This window comes from Xenophilus sp., assembly GCF_044462705.1.
Taxonomy (GTDB): Bacteria; Pseudomonadota; Gammaproteobacteria; order Burkholderiales; family Burkholderiaceae_C; genus Xenophilus; species Xenophilus azovorans.
In genome coordinates this window covers 1-14,603 of sequence record NZ_JBIQNC010000002.1, presented here as the reverse complement: position 1 = coordinate 14,603, position 14,603 = coordinate 1, and the positions used below count along the sequence as shown (strand labels likewise).

Annotated in this window: 18 protein-coding genes; 6 read left to right on the top strand and 12 right to left on the bottom strand. The window is 71.1% G+C overall.

The features are described 5' to 3' along the window. Positions 1-30 precede the first annotated feature (30 nt). Positions 31-1,167 carry an iron-containing alcohol dehydrogenase gene (locus ACIY1X_RS00700; RefSeq protein ID WP_399677253.1) on the top strand — a complete coding sequence of 379 codons (1,137 nt, stop codon included), beginning with the start codon at positions 31-33 and terminating at the stop codon, positions 1,165-1,167. On the opposite strand, the gene ACIY1X_RS00695 is transcribed toward ACIY1X_RS00700, so the two are convergent. From ACIY1X_RS00695 to ACIY1X_RS00655, 9 genes are all read right to left on the bottom strand, one after another. Further along, on the bottom strand, positions 1,168-2,571 hold the full coding sequence (locus ACIY1X_RS00695; RefSeq protein ID WP_399677251.1) for a hypothetical protein: 1,404 nt from the start codon (positions 2,569-2,571) through the stop codon (positions 1,168-1,170). 108 nt (positions 2,572-2,679) lie between these two features. Continuing rightward, entirely contained in the window at positions 2,680-3,360 is a 681-nt protein-coding gene (locus tag ACIY1X_RS00690) for a hypothetical protein (RefSeq protein ID WP_399677249.1), read from the bottom strand. A gap of 33 nt (positions 3,361-3,393) precedes the next feature. Continuing rightward, entirely contained in the window at positions 3,394-4,086 is a 693-nt protein-coding gene (locus tag ACIY1X_RS00685; RefSeq protein WP_399677247.1) for an EthD family reductase, read from the bottom strand. Beyond that, positions 4,083-5,141, bottom strand: coding sequence for an SDR family oxidoreductase (locus ACIY1X_RS00680; protein WP_399677246.1), 1,059 nt, complete (start codon positions 5,139-5,141; stop codon positions 4,083-4,085). Before ACIY1X_RS00680 ends, ACIY1X_RS00685 begins: the two co-directional genes overlap by 4 nt. Then, positions 5,138-5,650: a nuclear transport factor 2 family protein gene (locus ACIY1X_RS00675; RefSeq protein ID WP_399677376.1), complete on the bottom strand. Its 513-nt coding sequence runs from the start codon at positions 5,648-5,650 to the stop codon at positions 5,138-5,140. Before ACIY1X_RS00675 ends, ACIY1X_RS00680 begins: the two co-directional genes overlap by 4 nt. Next, positions 5,650-6,513 carry an IclR family transcriptional regulator gene (locus ACIY1X_RS00670; RefSeq protein ID WP_399677244.1) on the bottom strand — a complete coding sequence of 288 codons (864 nt, stop codon included), beginning with the start codon at positions 6,511-6,513 and terminating at the stop codon, positions 5,650-5,652. The genes ACIY1X_RS00675 and ACIY1X_RS00670 overlap by 1 nt, the downstream gene beginning before the upstream one ends. Before the next feature lie 59 nt (positions 6,514-6,572). Further along, positions 6,573-7,853, bottom strand: a complete 1,281-nt coding sequence (locus ACIY1X_RS00665; protein ID WP_399677242.1) for a TRAP transporter large permease — start codon at positions 7,851-7,853, stop codon at positions 6,573-6,575. After that, positions 7,850-8,398, bottom strand: coding sequence for a TRAP transporter small permease (locus ACIY1X_RS00660; RefSeq protein ID WP_399677240.1), 549 nt, complete (start codon positions 8,396-8,398; stop codon positions 7,850-7,852). Before ACIY1X_RS00660 ends, ACIY1X_RS00665 begins: the two co-directional genes overlap by 4 nt. Positions 8,399-8,414: 16 nt before the next feature. Beyond that, on the bottom strand, positions 8,415-9,425 hold the full coding sequence (locus ACIY1X_RS00655) for a TRAP transporter substrate-binding protein (RefSeq protein WP_399677238.1): 1,011 nt from the start codon (positions 9,423-9,425) through the stop codon (positions 8,415-8,417). A 209-nt stretch (positions 9,426-9,634) separates the two neighbouring features. Here ACIY1X_RS00655 and ACIY1X_RS00650 point away from each other — a divergent pair, with 209 nt between their 5' ends. Genes ACIY1X_RS00650 through ACIY1X_RS00630 form a run of 5 tightly spaced genes read left to right on the top strand, consistent with a single transcriptional unit; the run spans position 9,635 to position 12,946 of the window. After that, complete coding sequence (locus tag ACIY1X_RS00650; protein ID WP_399677237.1) at positions 9,635-10,465, top strand: SDR family NAD(P)-dependent oxidoreductase; 831 nt, start codon at positions 9,635-9,637, stop codon at positions 10,463-10,465. A 32-nt stretch (positions 10,466-10,497) separates the two neighbouring features. Next, on the top strand, positions 10,498-10,896 hold the full coding sequence (locus tag ACIY1X_RS00645; protein WP_399677235.1) for a cupin domain-containing protein: 399 nt from the start codon (positions 10,498-10,500) through the stop codon (positions 10,894-10,896). Positions 10,897-10,906: 10 nt separating this feature from the next. Continuing rightward, positions 10,907-11,227, top strand: coding sequence for an NIPSNAP family protein (locus ACIY1X_RS00640; RefSeq protein ID WP_399677233.1), 321 nt, complete (start codon positions 10,907-10,909; stop codon positions 11,225-11,227). 25 nt (positions 11,228-11,252) lie between these two features. Then, complete coding sequence (locus ACIY1X_RS00635) at positions 11,253-12,092, top strand: hypothetical protein (protein ID WP_399677231.1); 840 nt, start codon at positions 11,253-11,255, stop codon at positions 12,090-12,092. A gap of 5 nt (positions 12,093-12,097) precedes the next feature. Beyond that, positions 12,098-12,946 carry a fumarylacetoacetate hydrolase family protein gene (locus tag ACIY1X_RS00630; protein ID WP_399677229.1) on the top strand — a complete coding sequence of 283 codons (849 nt, stop codon included), beginning with the start codon at positions 12,098-12,100 and terminating at the stop codon, positions 12,944-12,946. Here the strand turns inward: ACIY1X_RS00630 and ACIY1X_RS00625 are convergent. From ACIY1X_RS00625 to ACIY1X_RS00615, 3 genes are all read right to left on the bottom strand, one after another. Next, positions 12,943-13,164, bottom strand: a complete 222-nt coding sequence (locus tag ACIY1X_RS00625) for a hypothetical protein (RefSeq protein ID WP_038216560.1) — start codon at positions 13,162-13,164, stop codon at positions 12,943-12,945. The two genes, ACIY1X_RS00630 and ACIY1X_RS00625, sit on opposite strands and share 4 nt — an antisense overlap. A 65-nt stretch (positions 13,165-13,229) precedes the next feature. Continuing rightward, on the bottom strand, positions 13,230-14,300 hold the full coding sequence (locus ACIY1X_RS00620) for a patatin-like phospholipase family protein (RefSeq protein WP_399677227.1): 1,071 nt from the start codon (positions 14,298-14,300) through the stop codon (positions 13,230-13,232). 106 nt (positions 14,301-14,406) lie between these two features. Further along, positions 14,407-14,603 (bottom strand): hypothetical protein (locus ACIY1X_RS00615; protein WP_399677225.1); only part of this gene is annotated, 197 nt, incomplete at its 5' end.

Below are 14,603 nucleotides of genomic sequence, written 5' to 3'. Positions count from 1 at the left end.
ATCGCCTCATCTTTTCGACCGCCCTGCCCCATGGCCCTCATCAACTACCTCACCCAGATCCAGTTCGAGTTCGGCGCGCTGCGCCTGCTGGCCGACGAATGCCGGCGCGTGGGCATCGCGCGCCCGCTGGTGGTCACCGACGCCGGCGTGCGCGCCGCCGGGCTGCTCGACAGGACGCTCGCGGCCCTCGGCGGGCTCGAAGCGGCCGTGTTCGACCAGACGCCCTCCAACCCCACCGAGGCGGCCGTGCGCGCCGCCGTGGAGGTCTACCGCGGCGGGCGCTGCGACGGCCTGATCGCCGTGGGCGGCGGCTCGGCCATCGACTGCGCCAAGGGCGTGGCCATCGCCGCCACGCACGAGGGGCCGCTCAAGACCTACGCCACCATCGAGGGCGGCTCGCCGAAGATCACCGACCGCGTCGCGCCGCTGATCGCCGTGCCCACCACCGCCGGCACCGGCAGCGAGGTGGCGCGCGGCGCCATCGTCATCGTGGACGACCACCGCAAGCTGGGCTTCCACAGCTGGTTCCTGATGCCCAAGGCCGCCATCTGCGACCCGGAGCTCACGCTGGGCCTGCCGCCGCGGCTGACGGCCGCCACCGGCATGGACGCCATCGCGCACTGCATGGAGACCTTCATGTCGGCCGCCTTCAACCCGCCGGCCGACGGCATCGCGCTCGACGGCCTGGAGCGCGCCTGGGGCCACATCGAGCGGGCGACCAAGGACGGCAGCGACCGCGAGGCGCGCCTGAACCTGATGAGCGCCAGCATGCAGGGCGCGATGGCCTTCCAGAAGGGCCTGGGCTGCGTGCACAGCCTGAGCCACAGCCTGGGCGGCATCGACCCGCGGCTGCACCACGGCACGCTCAACGCCCTGTTCCTGCCGGCGGTGGTGCGCTTCAACGCGGGCGCCGAGTCGGTGCAGAAGGAGCAGCGCCTGCAGCGCATGGCGCGCGCCATGCACCTGGACCAGCCGGGCGACATCGCCGAGGCGATCCGCGACATGAACGCCCGCCTGGGCCTGCCCCGCGGCCTGGCGGAAGTGGGCGTGACCGACGCCATGTTCGAGAAGATCATCGACGGCGCGATGGCCGACCACTGCCACACGACCAACCCGCGGCTGGCCTCGCGCGAGGACTACCGGGAGATGCTGGCCAGCTCGATGTGATCAGGCGGTGGGGCCGTCGCCGCCGGCATGCGTGCTCCAGCGGTCCCACACGGCCATCGACACGGCCCGGTAGTGGTTGAGCTGGGCCGGGAAGTGCACGAAACGGTGCGAGCGCGTCGCATACGCCGGCGAGGCCGCCAGCGTCATCGCGTCGACCACGTGCCGCGCGTCGACCATGCCGGCCTCCATCAGCGTCAGCATGATCAGCTGCTGGTCGCCCCCGCTGGCGTAGACCGACGAGCGGTCTTCCACCGCCTCGATGGTTTCGCACATGCGCTCGGCCAGGCGCTGCATCGCCGGCGTGCGGCGCAGGCCGAACATGCAGCTGTTGACCGACCAGGCGCTGTGGTCCGTGCCGATCACGAAATCGCGCCCTTCGATCACCGGCTCGATGGGCAGCGCCTGGTTGACGGCGAGGATGTCGGCATCGATCCAGAAGACGAACTCGTGCTGCGGCAGATGGTGCCGCACGAGGTGCGCCTTGGCCCAGTTGCCGGCGCTGGCGCGCAGGCCCTCCGGCAGGAAGCCGGGCGCGGCGCGGTACGAGTGGTAGGCGTAGCCGTGCCGGCGGCAATAGGCCGCGAGGCTGCGTTCGTGCACGTCGGCGTAACCGGCGATGTGGTGCGTGTGCAGGGTCACGAAGGCGATCGGCGCCTGCTCGTTGAGGTGCAGCGCGGGTGCGCGTTGCGCGCGCGAGGCGGCCTCCCAGGCCTGGGCGGCGTGCAGCGGCGTGCCGCGGGCGCGCGCCGACGCTTCCTCCAGCAACGCCTGCACGTAGCGGAAGTCGTATCCCGCCGAAGGCCGCCACAGCCCCTCGCGCCGCTCCCACACGGGCGCGTTGTGGACGACCAGCGGCGCCGCATCGTGCAGCGCATCCAGCGCATGGCCGGTCGGCCAGACGGCCTGCACGGACGCGAAGTGGCCATTGCGCAGCCGATCCTGGAACGGCTGGACCGGGAACGCCTCGCCGAGCAGTTCGGCCTCGGCCATGGCGGCGCATTCGGGCAGGTACATCGCCCACTGCCCCAGTCTCAGCACCAGCGCGCGCACGCGCTCGCGGACCTCGGGCGTGGCGCGCAGGATCATCCCGCTGGGGGTGGGCAGCGGGGAGTCCTTGGCCTGGCTGGCGACGACCGCGTCGTGGCCCTGCGCCACGGCCGCCAGGTCGTGCGGCGCGTAGACGACCGAGAACGCATCGAGCACCAGCAGCAGGCCGCCGTCGGGCAGGCGCAGCAGCTGCTGGTAGATGGCGTGGTAGCGGTGCAGCACGCCCTGCCGCTCGCCGAAAACGCCCGTGCCGTCGACGACCACGTGCTCGTAGCCGTGGGCCTGCGCATAGCCGGCATGGTTGCGCTCCAGGCCCTCGACGGGCCGCGTCGAGAAGAAGGACAGGACGATGTGCATGGATCTTCCGGCGCCCATGCCGGCAGGCGGGCCGGTCAGTGTGATGTTGCGGAAAAGGCTTGCATCGATTCTGCATGACCTCCGTGCGCAGGCCTGCCCGCTTCCCGGCTACGCCATCTCCGGCGGCGTGGCGGCCTGTGCCAGCGTGTACAGCGCCCGCACCGTGCCGGCCGCCGCGCCCGTCTCCGCGAGCGCCTGCTCCGACAGGCTCGATGCGGACAGCGCCTCGAGGGCCTGCGCGTCGTAGCCGCAGGTCACCAGCACCCAGTCGGCCACGGCGTCGCCGCCGCGGATCTTCTGCTCCTGCGTCGCCGCGATGGCCGGCGCCTCGTGCCGCAGCAGGTGCATGCCGACGATGCCCGGCGCCAGCATGGCCTCGCCCGCCAGCAGCGCGAGGGCCGAGCGCAGGCGGTCGGCCTGCCCGGCGGCGGGCGACAGGCGGATCGTGAGCGCGTGCCGCGCCACGGCGCCGCCGCGGCTTTCCAGCACGTGGCACTGGCTGCGCACCATGTCGCGGTGGTGCGGCATCAGCCGCGTGGACCAGGGCGTGGGCGCGTTGAGCCGCTCGAGGTACGGCGCCGACGACAGCACGTCATGGTCGCGCAGTTCGTACATCACGAAGATGCCTTCGCCGCCGTCGGCCGCGGTCCAGCGCGCGGCGCGCAGGAAGCCCGGGATGCCCAGCCGCTCCGGGAAATGCTCGTGCGCGTGCCAGTGCTCGAACTCCGCACGCATCTCCGGCGCCATGCGCCACCACATGGCCAGCGCCGCCCGACCCAGAACCGACATGGATGTGTCTCCTTGCCCCGGCTGCGCCGGGTTTCAAATGATGTGGATTTCCTCGATGCGGTAGGCCGCGATCGGTGCCAGCAGCGGGTCGCCGTGGACCAGGCGCTGCCCGGCCGGCGAGGCCAGCCCGGCGCGCAGCGCTTCGACGTCGTCGAACCACAGCTCCGAGAGCGCTTCCACCGCGTCGGCGCTGCCGGCGGGCACGCCCGCGTGCACCGGGTGGCTGCGGTCTACCACGAAGTTCTGCACCTGGCGGCGCGCGCCGGGCACGGCCACGCCGGCCGCCGCCGACTCGCGCAGCCAGCGCGCCTGCAGGCCGTCGGCCGGCACGCCCGCGCGGCGGGTGGACAGCCACAGCAGCTTGGCCGGGTGCCGGCCGCGTTCGAGGCGCTCGCTGCCGAACAGCCGCTCGGCCTGCAGCACGAGGATGGTGATGCCGCCCTGGAACAGCGGAATGTCGGCCTTCACCCTGGCGTACTCGGGCGAGGCGTCGGAGACCTCCATCGCCGCGATGCTGTCGAAGGCGAGCTGCGAGATGCCGTCGATGGCCTGCACCGGCACGTCGCCGGCCTCGTGGAAGCGCTCGGCGATGTGGTTCTGGCGGTAGGTGCCGACGCCGGGCAGGTGCGAGGCGAGTTCGCCGTGGATGCGGATCCAGTGGTCGCGGAACCGGGCTTCGCTCAGGCCTTCGCGGCGGCTGATCAGGGCGCTGCGGTAGATCGTCATCGGGACCGGGGGATGAGGCGCTGCTGCCGCAATTCCTCGAAGCGGCCCAGCAGCGCCGCCTCGGAGTCGAGGCAGCCGCCGAAGCCGGCGCGGCGGATCTTGCCGAGCTCGAACAGCACGTCGTTGGAGAAGGCGGTCTTGAACATGTAGTCGGCCCACTGCCAGTCGACCAGGGCGTGCAGGTCGGGCTGGCGCAGGTCCTCGCGTTCGGCGATGCGCCGCCACAGCGGCGCGAGTTCCGCCGCCACCTGCGTCAGCGGCACGGGCATCGGCTCGCCCGTCGCCAGGTCGAAGTGGCCCGCGACCACGGGCCAGCTGTTGCGCCAGCGGCCGGGGTCGCCGTTGGCGATGTTGAAGATTTCGTTGGCCGCCGTCGCACCGGTGGCGCACCACGCGGCGGCAGCGGCGATCTGGTCCGCGTCGGCCAGGTGGTGCAGCGCGTTCCACGAAGCCGCGGGGCCGGGAAAGCGCAGCGGCAGGCCCTGCTCGCGCGACAGCGTCGCCAGCACCCCGATCGCCATCACCAGGTTCATGGGCGCGCGTTCGGAGAAACCCGTGACGTAGGGCGGGATCAGGTGCGACCAGGTCCAGCCCGCGGCCGCTGCGCGCTCGGCCAGGTGGTCCTGCTGCGCGTAGTAGAAGTTGGGCCCCAGGTGGCGCGGGTCCGTCTCGCGGGCCGGCGTCTTGATGGCGCCCCACTGCAGGCCGTAGTACTTGCCGCCTGTGACGAGCACGAAGCGCTGCAGGGCGCCGGGCTGCGCTTCGCCGAGGTCGATGGCGTGGCGCAGCATGGCCAGGTTGGGCGCCACCTCCTCGGTGCGCGTGGGCCGGTGCTGGTAGGCCGCGTAGAACACGTGCGTGACCGGCGCCAGCGCCGCGGCCGCCGAGCGCACCGAGGCAGGGTCGAGCAGATCGACCGCGAGGCCCTGGGCGCCGGCGGGCGCCGAACCGCCCCGGGTGGCGCAGGTGACGCGCCAGTCGCCGGCGCGCGCAAGGCGGCGGGCGATGGCGCCGCCGATCACGCCGGTCGAGCCGACGACGAGGGCGTGCTTCATGCCCGGGCGTCCAGCCAGTCGGGCGCGGCGCGACGCAGCCCGGCGGTGTCCGGGAAGGCGCCGCCGACGGGCAGCGGGTCGATGCGCAGGCGCGTGAGCCGCAGGAAGTCCATCTTCCAGGCGCCGTCCTCGCGGACATACGCTTCCTCGTAGTGGCCCCAGCCGGTGAAGCCACGCGCCTCGGGCGCCTCCTTCAGGCGAATCGGCTGCGGCCATTCGAGGTGGTCCTGCATGGCCCAGACGGCGCGGGCGCGCACCGGCGACAGGAACACGATCTCCGGCGTGTGGCAGTGGTGGACGGAAACGGCACCGGCCAGGCGCGCGGACACGCCGGCCACGAAGGCGTCGGCGTCCGCGCCCTCGGGCGCCGAGCCGAAGCCTTCGAAGCGCGCACCGGCGCTGAACAGCCCGCGCAGGCGCTCCCACTGCTTGGTGTCGATGTAGCGGCAGTACCGCGCCTTCAGCGACCGGATGTCCTCCAGTGCCTCGAACTTCTCTCGCATGTCCATCACGTCTGCATGTCCTTCTTCTTTCTTGACGCGGCCCGGCGGCGGGCCGCGGGTGCCGGCTTGTCGGCCGGCGGGGGATCGGCCCTTGCCGGCATCTCCCCGCCCTCGCCGCCCGACTTCTGCCGGGCGATGGTCTCGGTGATCTGCTGCGCGGTCTCCACGATCGAGCGGCGCAGGCGGTCGAAGTCGGTAGCCTCCCAGCGGCTTTCCGCCACCACGAAGGTGATGCTGCCCAGCACCTTGCCCTCGGGGTCGAAGATCGGCGCCGAGATGCCGCCGGTGCCAGCCACCATCTCGGCGCGGGTGATGGCGTAGCCCTGGCGCGCCAGCTGCGCCATCTGGGTGCGGAACTCGGCCCAGTTGTTGCCCAGCCCGGCGGCGCGGATCTCGTCCGCGTGGTGCAGCGCCATGTTGCGCAGCTGGTAGGGCGAGAGGTGCGCCAGGATGATCTTGGCCATGGCGCCGCGGAACAGCGACATGGGCCGCCCGCGCTCGAAGTGCCTGGCGATGGAGGCATCGGGCCAGGCGATGTCCACGCACATGATGCTGTCGCGGTAGAAGCTCGCCAGCATCATGTTGAGCTTGCGCCGCGCGGCCACCTCGTGCATGAGCTTGCTGCTGGCCGTGAGCAGCGGGTCGCTGATGCGCATCAGGCGGTCCAGCTCGACGATGCGCGGCCCCAGCACGTACACCCCGCCCGCCATGGATGCCAGCAGCCCGGCATCGCACAGCGTGCCGAGGTAGCGGTAGGTGGTCGCGCGCGATGTGCCGAGCGCCTCGACGAGGTCGTCGAGGTGCGCGCTGATGCGTCCTTCCCGGAAGTAGTCCAGGATACTCAGGCCTTTGGCGAAGCTGCTGTTCACGGTCTGCTCACGTCCGGTTCATGGGAGGGCGAAGGGGCCGGGCATGGGGCTCCGGCGCCTCATCCGCCGAACCAGCGCGCCGGCACCGTCACCAGCCACGGGCAGAACACGAGCAGCAGCAGCAGTCCGAACTGGGCGATCATGAAGGGCAGCACGCCCATGGTGATCCTGTCCATGGACATGCGCCCCACCCCGGCCACGACGTTGAGCACTGTACCAACAGGCGGCGTGACCAGGCCGATGGCGTTGTTCATGATGAACAGCACGCCGAAGTACACCGGGTCGATGCCGGCGGCGTTGACCACGGGCATGAGCACGGGCGTGAGGATCAGCACCGTCGGCGTCATGTCCATGGCGGTGCCCACCGCCATCACCAGCAGCATCATGGCCAGCATCAGCAGCGTCGGATGCTGCAGCAGCGGCTCCAGCATGCGCGTGACCTCGCCCGGGATGTCGGCGACGGTAATCAGCCAGGCCGAGACCATGGCGGCGGCGATGAGGAACATCACCACGGCGGTCGTCTTGGCCGCCGACACGAACACCCGGTACAGCGCGCGCAGGTCGAGCTCGCGGTAGACCACGGTCGCCACGAACAGCGAGTACACCGCCGCCACGGCCGCGGCCTCGGTCGGCGTGAAGACGCCCATCTTCAGGCCCACGAGCACGATGAGCGGCAGCGCCAGCGCCCACAGCGAACCGCGCAGCGCGCGAAGCTGGTCGGCGCGCGAGGCGCGCGGCGGCAAGGTGACCTGCTCGCGGCGGCTGACCCACGCCCAGGTGCCGGCCACCGCCACCCCCATCAGCAGGCCGGGCACGATGCCGGCCATGAACAGCTTGCCGATGGACACGTTGCCGGCGACGCCGAAGATGATGAAGGCGATCGACGGCGGGATGACGGGCGCGATGACGCTGGAGGCCGAGATGAGCCCGCCGGCGCGCGCCGGGTCGTGCCCCGCGCGCACCATCATGGGCAGCAGCAGCGCCGACAGCGCCGCCGCGTCGGCGACGGCGGAGCCCGAGAGCGCCGCCATCAGGCACGCGGCGATGACGGTGACATAGCCCAGGCCGCCGCGCTTGTGCCCCACCAGGGTCATGGCCAGGTTGACGATGCGCTGCGACAGGCCGCCCACGTTCATGATCTCGCCGGCCAGCATGAACAGCGGCACCGCCAGCAGCGGGAAGCTGTCGGCACCGTTGATCACGTTCTGCGCCAGGATCTGGGCGTCGAACATGTCCAGGTGCCACATGAGTGCGACACCGGAAGCCAGCAGCGAATAGGCGATCGGGATGCCGATGGCCATGGCGGCCAGCAGCGCGCCGAGGAAGATGACGACGGTCATCGGGAAGACTCCGCAGGGGCGCTTTGGTAGGTGTGGGGCTCGTCTTCGGACTCGCGCACCATGACGGTCTCGGCGTCGCTGAGCCGGCCGCCGAGCAGGCGCAACAGCGCGTAGGCCAGCAAGGCGATGGCCGACATGCCGAAGACGATGCCCGAGGCGTAGAACACCGCCACCGGGATGCCGCTCACGGGCGCGCTCACGTCCAGGTTGAGTTCGGCCTGGGTGTAGCTGCCGGACAGCAGCAGCCAGGACACGTACAGCATGATCACGTGCGCGACGCCGAAGCAAACCAGCCGCGCCGGCCGGGCCAGCCGGCTGACCACCATGTCGGTGCCCAGGTGCGCACGCTCGTGCAACGCCACGATGCCGCCGAGGAAGGTGAGCCAGACGAAAAGCCAGCGCGACAGTTCCTCGGAGATCAGGATGCCGGCGTTGAAGCCGTAGCGCAGCACCACGTTGCCGAACACGAGCACGAGGATGGCGGCCAGCAGCGCGGCGTTGAGCACGTCGAGCAGCCGGCAGTACAGGTCGATCAGGCGCTTCATCCGGTCGTCCCGGCGATCAGTGCACCGTCTCGTGGATCTTCTTCATCTCGGCGCGATACAGCTCCACCAGCGCCGGGTCGTAGGTGGCGGCGAACTTGTCGGCCACCGGCTTGGTGATCTCGCGCATCCTGGCGATGGTTTCCTTGGGCACGTCGTTGATCTGCATGCCCTTGGCCAGCAGGGCCTTGCGGTCCTTCTCGGCGGCCTCGCGGCTGAGCGCGCGGTGGTAGGCCCCGGCCTCGCGGGCGGCATCGCGCAGGATCTTCTGCTCGGCGGGCGACAGCCGGTCCCAGAACTTCTTGCTCACCAGCACGGGGTTGGCGGTGTACACGTGGTTGGTCACGCTCATGTACTTCTGCACCTCGTAGAACTTGCTGGTCAGCACGATGCTGTAGGGGTTCTCCTGTGCGTCGAGCGCATGCGACTCCAGCGCGCCGTAGAGCTCGCCGAAGGCCATGGGGACGGGGTTGGTGCCCAGTGCCGAGAAGGACTCCAGGAACAGCGGGTTGCCCATCACGCGGATCTTCAGGCCCTTGACGTCCTCGGGGGTCGTCACCGGCTTGCGGCTGTTGGTGACGTTGCGAAAGCCCGTCTCCCAGTAGTCCAGGCCGACCAGGCCCTTGTCTTCCAGCTTCTTCAGCATGGCTTGGCCGAAGGGACCCTGCAGCAGGGCGTCCACCTGCTTTGCATTGCTGAAGGAGAACGGCGTGTCGATGAGGCTCATCTCCTTGACCAGCGAGGCCACGGAGGTGGTGGCCGGGGCGAACATCTCCTGCACCCCGCCCTGGAGCGCACCGACCTGCTGGGTCTCGCTGCCCAGCACGGAGGCGCCGTACTCGCGCACCTTCATCTTGCCGCCGCTCTTGCTGGCCACCAGCTCGGCGAACTTCTCGGTGCCCAGGGCGATGGGGTGGCCCGGCTGCACGAGGTGGCCGAACTTGATCACGCGGTCGCGCACGTCCTGCGCCAGTGCGCCGGCGGATGCCGCGACCAGGGTGGCGACGAGTGCGAGATGACGAAGCTTCATGGGGGAGTCTCCTGTGTCGGGGTGAGTGGATGGGCGCGGGCTCGCCGTGCGGGCCTGAACGGGGCCGGAGGATAGTCGCGGCGAGCGCACTAAAGTCTAGTGAATTTCCCGTATCGGTATAAAAATCAAAAGTCGCATATGATGGTATTTATCTCTTATTGAGATTTGATTCCATCCACGCCCGGCCGTTTCCGGGAAGGGAGACAGCCATGAACGACCACACGGACGCGCCCGCGGAGCGCCACCGTCTCGACGGCCGCGTCGCGGTCGTGACCGGCGCCGCCGGCGGCATCGGCACTGCTATCGCGCAGCGGCTCGCCGCACTGGGCGCCGGCGTCGCGCTGCTCGATCTGCCGCGCGCGGCAACCGAGCTGGAGCACCTGCGCCGGACTTTGCCGACGCGCGGCCTGGCCGGCGTCTGCGACATCGCCGACCCGGACTCAGTGGCGGCCGCGGCGGAACGGGTGCACGCGCAGCTCGGCGGCTGCGACATCCTGGTGAACAACGCGGGCGTGCTGGGCCGGCATGCCTCGCTCGACGGCATGGACCTGGCGGACTGGGACCGCCTGATGGACGTCAACCTGCGCGGCCCCTTCCTCTGCACGCGCGCGTTCGGCGCGCTGATGCTGGCGCGCGGGCGCGGCAGCATCGTCAACATCGCTTCCATCGCCGCCGGCAAGCCCAACGCCTCGCCGGCCTACAGCGTGAGCAAGGCCGGCGTGCTGGCGCTCACGCGGCACACCGCCGTGGAGTGGGGCCCGCGCGGCGTACGCGCCAACGCGGTCAGCCCCGGCTTCATCCGCACGCCCCTGTCGGCCGTGCACTACGCCAGCGACGAGATGCTGCAATGGCGCACCGGCCTGGTCCCGGTGCGCCGGCTCGGCACGACCGGCGACATCGCCGACGCGGCGGCCTACCTGGCGAGCGACGCCGCCGGCTTCGTCAACGGCCAGGACCTAATCGTCGACGGCGGCTTCCTCGAGACCCCGCTCATGCACGCCCAGCCGAAGGCCGACCAGTACGGCGGCCACGGGCATTGACCCCTCCTCTCACACAAAGAAAGGTGCACACCATGGCCACCACCCCCGGCCTCGCCGGCGAGCAGGCGCTCGCCCCCCTCGATTCGCGCTACGTCGACGTGGACGCCCTGCCCTGGAAGCCCACGCCCACGCCTGGCATCGACATGAAGGTGCTGATGGAGGACGCGCAGAGCGGCCTGCTCACCGCGCTGTTCCGCTGGCAGCCGGGCACCGCGCTGCCGCTGCACGAGCACGTGGAGATCGAGCAGACCTACGTGATCTCCGGCAGCATCGTCGACGACGAGGGCGAGGTGCGCGAGGGCAACTACGTCTGGCGGCCCAAGGGCAACCGCCACGTCGCGCGCTCGCCCGGCGGCGCGCTGGTGCTCTCCTTCTTCCTCAAGCCCAACAAGTTCCTCGTGGGCGAATTGGCGGGCCAGGAATTGAAGTGACCACGTGACCATGCTGATCGAAGAACGCTGCTACGTGCTGCACGCAGAGCACACTCCCGCCATGTACCTGGATCTCTATCGCCGCAGCGGTGCCCTGGACCTGCAGGTGAAGACCCTGGGCAGGCTCCTGGGCTACTTCGTCACGGAGATCGGCGAGCTCAACGCCGTCGTGCACCTGTGGGGCTACGACAGCTTCGAGGAGCGCGCGCGCCGCCGCGCGGCGCTCGCCGGCGAGCCCCTGTGGCAGGACTACCTGGTGAAGATCCGCCCCATGCTCAAGTCGATGAACAACCGGCTGCTGGTGCCGACCGACTTCTCCCCCATCCGCTGACCTCCTCTTCAACGACCGCACACCCATGGCACTGCATCTCCCCACCCTGCACGAAACCGCCGCCGGCCGCACGCTGGTGTTCGACTCGGCCACGCACGTCGAAGCCTACGTGGCCGCGCACCCCTGCCGGGGCGACGTGGTGGTCAACGCGTCCTACTCCGGCGTGCTCTGCGCGCGCATGGTGATGTCGGCGCGGCCGCGCGCCGTGATCGGCCTGGACTGCGCCATCGGCAAGGACGGCGCGGGCATCGCCGGCCTGTGGTACTACGAGGCCCTGGGCGTGCCCGCCGCGGCCACCGACACCATGACGGCCGAGATGGGCAACGGCCGGGACCTGTACGAGAACGGCGTCATCAGCCGCGTGAACGACAGCGCGCAGCGCCTGGGCATCGCGCCGGGCATGCAGGTGCGCGAGGTGGCCGAGGCGTTCAAGACCGGTGCGCTCAAGCCCGCCTCCTTCGATCCCGCGCGCCGCCTCGTGGTCCACACCGGCGAGCACGGCCGCAGCATCGTCTGCACGGACTCCATCGCCTTCGCCCTGCCCGAGGACCGCGAGCGCAACGTGCTGTGCACCGCCGGGCACACCGGCCGCAGCGTGGTCGAGTACTTCCGCCAGTTCCGCCCCTGGGCCTTCATCTGCTCCGACGGCGGCATCGGCAAGAACCAGTCGGGCATCTCCGCGCTGCAGGACGTGGAGGCCGACGGCATCGCCGGCGCCTCGGTCGACGCGCTGACCGCGCGCATGGGCGACGGCCAGAGCACCTACTTTGACGGCGTGATCAGCGCCGCCAACAGCGTGGCGCAGGCCAAGGGCGTGCGCGTCGGCCAGACGGCACGCGAGGCGGCGGCCCTGCTGCTGAAGTGAGCGCCGTGGCATTCGTCAACCTCATCCACGAAGGCGCCGCGCGCGCGGCCGTCACCGACGGCGACCACTACCGCCTGCTGCCGGCCGCCGACGACCCGTCGGCCGAACTCGGCGAGCGCATCGTGCGCGGCGAGGACCTGGCGCAGCGCGCCCGCTCGCCGGGCGAACGCATCCCCGCCGGGGCCGCCCGCTTCGCGCCGCTGCTGACGCGGCCGGGCAAGATCGTCTGCCTGGGCCTGAACTATTTCGATCACGCCAAGGAAGGGGGCCGCGACAGGCCTACCTACCCCTGGTTCTTCCTGCGCGCGCCGAGCTCGCTGCTGGCGCACGGCGAACCGGCGCCGCTGCCCGCAGTGTCGTCGCAGTACGACTACGAGGCCGAACTGGCGGTGGTCATCGGCCGGCGCGGCAAGCAGGTGCCGCGCGAGCGGGCGCTGGACCTGGTGCTGGGCTACACCTGCTTCAACGACCTGTCGGTGCGCGACTACCAGAAGAAGACGCCGCAGTGGACCATCGGCAAGAACTTCGACGCCAGCGGGCCCTTCGGCCCGGCGCTGGTGCTGGCGAGCGAACTGCCGCCCGGCGGGCGCGACCTGCGCATCCAGTGCCGCGTCAACGGCCGGGTCATGCAGGACGCCAACACCTCCTCGATGATCTTCGACGTGGCCGAGACCATCGAGATCCTCACGCAGTGCATGACCCTGGAGCCCGGCGACGTCATCGTCATGGGCACGCCGGCCGGCGTGGGCTTCGCGCGGCAGCCTCCCGTGTGGCTCAGGGAGGGGGACCAGGTGGACGTCGAGATCGAGCGGATCGGCTGCCTGTCGAACCGCATCGGCCGCCTGCCGGGCTAGCCCCGCTTGCCGCCCAGCAGCACCAGCGCGCCGCCGACCACGATGGCCGCCACGCCGGCCCAGGTCGGCACGTTGACCGTCTCCTTCTCCTTCACCGACAGCTCGAGCGGGCCGATCTTGGCCTGGTGCGTCTCCTTGGTGAAGCTGAAGCCGCCGAGGGACAGCGCGACGATGCCGGCGACGATGAGCACGATGCCGATGATGCGGGTGGCGTTCATGGTGGATTCCGTCCGTCCGTGGAAGTGGTCGAGGGCCCGAGTATCCACGCCGGCCGGGCCGTGCATCACAGCGGCCGCACGGCCGCCGGATCGGGCCGGTGCAGCCACTCGGCCCATTCGTCCGCCAGGCGCTGCGCCTCGCGCGTGGCCCGTGCCCAGGCGGCGATGCGCGCCTCGGTGTCGCCGCCGTAGCCGGTGAAGTCGGTGCGGTCCGGCAGCTTGCCGCCGGGCAGCGTGCGCACCCATTCCGGGTCCGGCGCCAGCACCACCATGCGGTCGAGGAAGGGCGTGGCCCGGTGCCGCCACTTCAGGCCCTTGTCGAGCCAGCCGGGCACCACGCTTTGCTGGAAGTGCGGGTAGAGCACGATGCCCTCGGCGGCGCGGTACTGCAGGTGCAGGTGGTAGTCGGTGATGCCGCCGTCCCAGTAGGCGCCGGGCGGCGCCCCCGGGATGTCGTGCACCGCCTGCAGCACGAAGGGGATGGAACACGAGGCCTGCAGCGCCGGCTGGAAGTTGGCCTCGTCCAGCGCCACGCGGCGCGTGCGGAAGTCCAGCGTGTCGAAGGGCAGCGCCGCGCCGGGCACGGAGAACACGCAGCGCTCCAGCCACGCGCCCAGGCTGCGCCGGCTCAGGCTGTTGCTGGCGAAGGCGCCCAGGTAGCCGGCGACGGTGCGCGCCCTGCCCTCGCGCCCGAGGATGTGCCGCCCGCGCGCCGTGACGACATGCAGCCGATAGCGCGGATGCGCCAGCACCTCGCCGGCGCGGCCGCCGAAGAAGCCCTGCAGGTTGCGGCTGAAATCGGCGCTGACCTGCGCGGCCGTCAGGCGCTTCTGGCCGGCCGGGATGTCGAAGCGCTGGTGCACGTAGTCGTGCTCGAAGCGGGCGAAGGCCCCGGCCGGGTCGCGCAGGCAGGCCGTGGCGAGCCGCCAGGCGCCGATCGAGGCGCCGACCAGGTCGATGGGCTGCGACGACTGCGGCAGCCACTCGCCGAACAGGAAGCGGTCCAGCGGCCCGAGGATCAGCCCCTTGGGCCCGCCTGCGGCGCCAGGGATGACCTTCACGTGCGACGGCGCGAGCCCGTGCCCGGCGATGTGGGCCCGTGCCGCCGGGCCGGCGTGGATGCGAAGCGCTTTCATGGACGGGCGCGATTGTGCAAGAGCGGTGCCGACGCCGTCTCGGACGATGGCCGGAAGGCCCGTCGGCCCGCCGAAGCACCGACCTGAAAAGATGCCCGAGAAGATTTCAGCGACGCGAACCCTGCAGCTTGGCGAAGGCCGCCGCCATCTGGCCGCCGGGCTGCGGCGCACTGTCGCGCCGGCCGCCCTGCCCCCGGCCCGCACCCTCGAAGCGGTTCTCGCGCGGGCCATCGCGCCGTGCACCGGTCGGCGCGTCCAGCTTCATGGTCAGGCCGATGCGCTTGCGCGCCACGTCCACTTCCA

Excerpts from the sequence above, each read along its gene's own strand:
- ACIY1X_RS00700 (WP_399677253.1), top strand. The coding sequence starts at position 31 with ATGGCCCTCATCAACTACCTCACCCAGATCCAGTTCGAGTTCGGCGCG.
- ACIY1X_RS00695 (WP_399677251.1), bottom strand. The coding sequence starts at position 2,571 with ATGCACATCGTCCTGTCCTTCTTCTCGACGCGGCCCGTCGAGGGCCTG.
- ACIY1X_RS00690 (WP_399677249.1), bottom strand. The coding sequence starts at position 3,360 with ATGTCGGTTCTGGGTCGGGCGGCGCTGGCCATGTGGTGGCGCATGGCG.
- ACIY1X_RS00685 (WP_399677247.1), bottom strand. The coding sequence starts at position 4,086 with ATGACGATCTACCGCAGCGCCCTGATCAGCCGCCGCGAAGGCCTGAGC.
- ACIY1X_RS00680 (WP_399677246.1), bottom strand. The coding sequence starts at position 5,141 with ATGAAGCACGCCCTCGTCGTCGGCTCGACCGGCGTGATCGGCGGCGCC.
- ACIY1X_RS00675 (WP_399677376.1), bottom strand. The coding sequence starts at position 5,650 with ATGGACATGCGAGAGAAGTTCGAGGCACTGGAGGACATCCGGTCGCTG.
- ACIY1X_RS00665 (WP_399677242.1), bottom strand. The coding sequence starts at position 7,853 with ATGACCGTCGTCATCTTCCTCGGCGCGCTGCTGGCCGCCATGGCCATC.
- ACIY1X_RS00660 (WP_399677240.1), bottom strand. The coding sequence starts at position 8,398 with ATGAAGCGCCTGATCGACCTGTACTGCCGGCTGCTCGACGTGCTCAAC.
- ACIY1X_RS00655 (WP_399677238.1), bottom strand. The coding sequence starts at position 9,425 with ATGAAGCTTCGTCATCTCGCACTCGTCGCCACCCTGGTCGCGGCATCC.
- ACIY1X_RS00650 (WP_399677237.1), top strand. The coding sequence starts at position 9,635 with ATGAACGACCACACGGACGCGCCCGCGGAGCGCCACCGTCTCGACGGC.
- ACIY1X_RS00645 (WP_399677235.1), top strand. The coding sequence starts at position 10,498 with ATGGCCACCACCCCCGGCCTCGCCGGCGAGCAGGCGCTCGCCCCCCTC.
- ACIY1X_RS00640 (WP_399677233.1), top strand. The coding sequence starts at position 10,907 with ATGCTGATCGAAGAACGCTGCTACGTGCTGCACGCAGAGCACACTCCC.
- ACIY1X_RS00635 (WP_399677231.1), top strand. The coding sequence starts at position 11,253 with ATGGCACTGCATCTCCCCACCCTGCACGAAACCGCCGCCGGCCGCACG.
- ACIY1X_RS00625 (WP_038216560.1), bottom strand. The coding sequence starts at position 13,164 with ATGAACGCCACCCGCATCATCGGCATCGTGCTCATCGTCGCCGGCATC.
- ACIY1X_RS00620 (WP_399677227.1), bottom strand. The coding sequence starts at position 14,300 with ATGAAAGCGCTTCGCATCCACGCCGGCCCGGCGGCACGGGCCCACATC.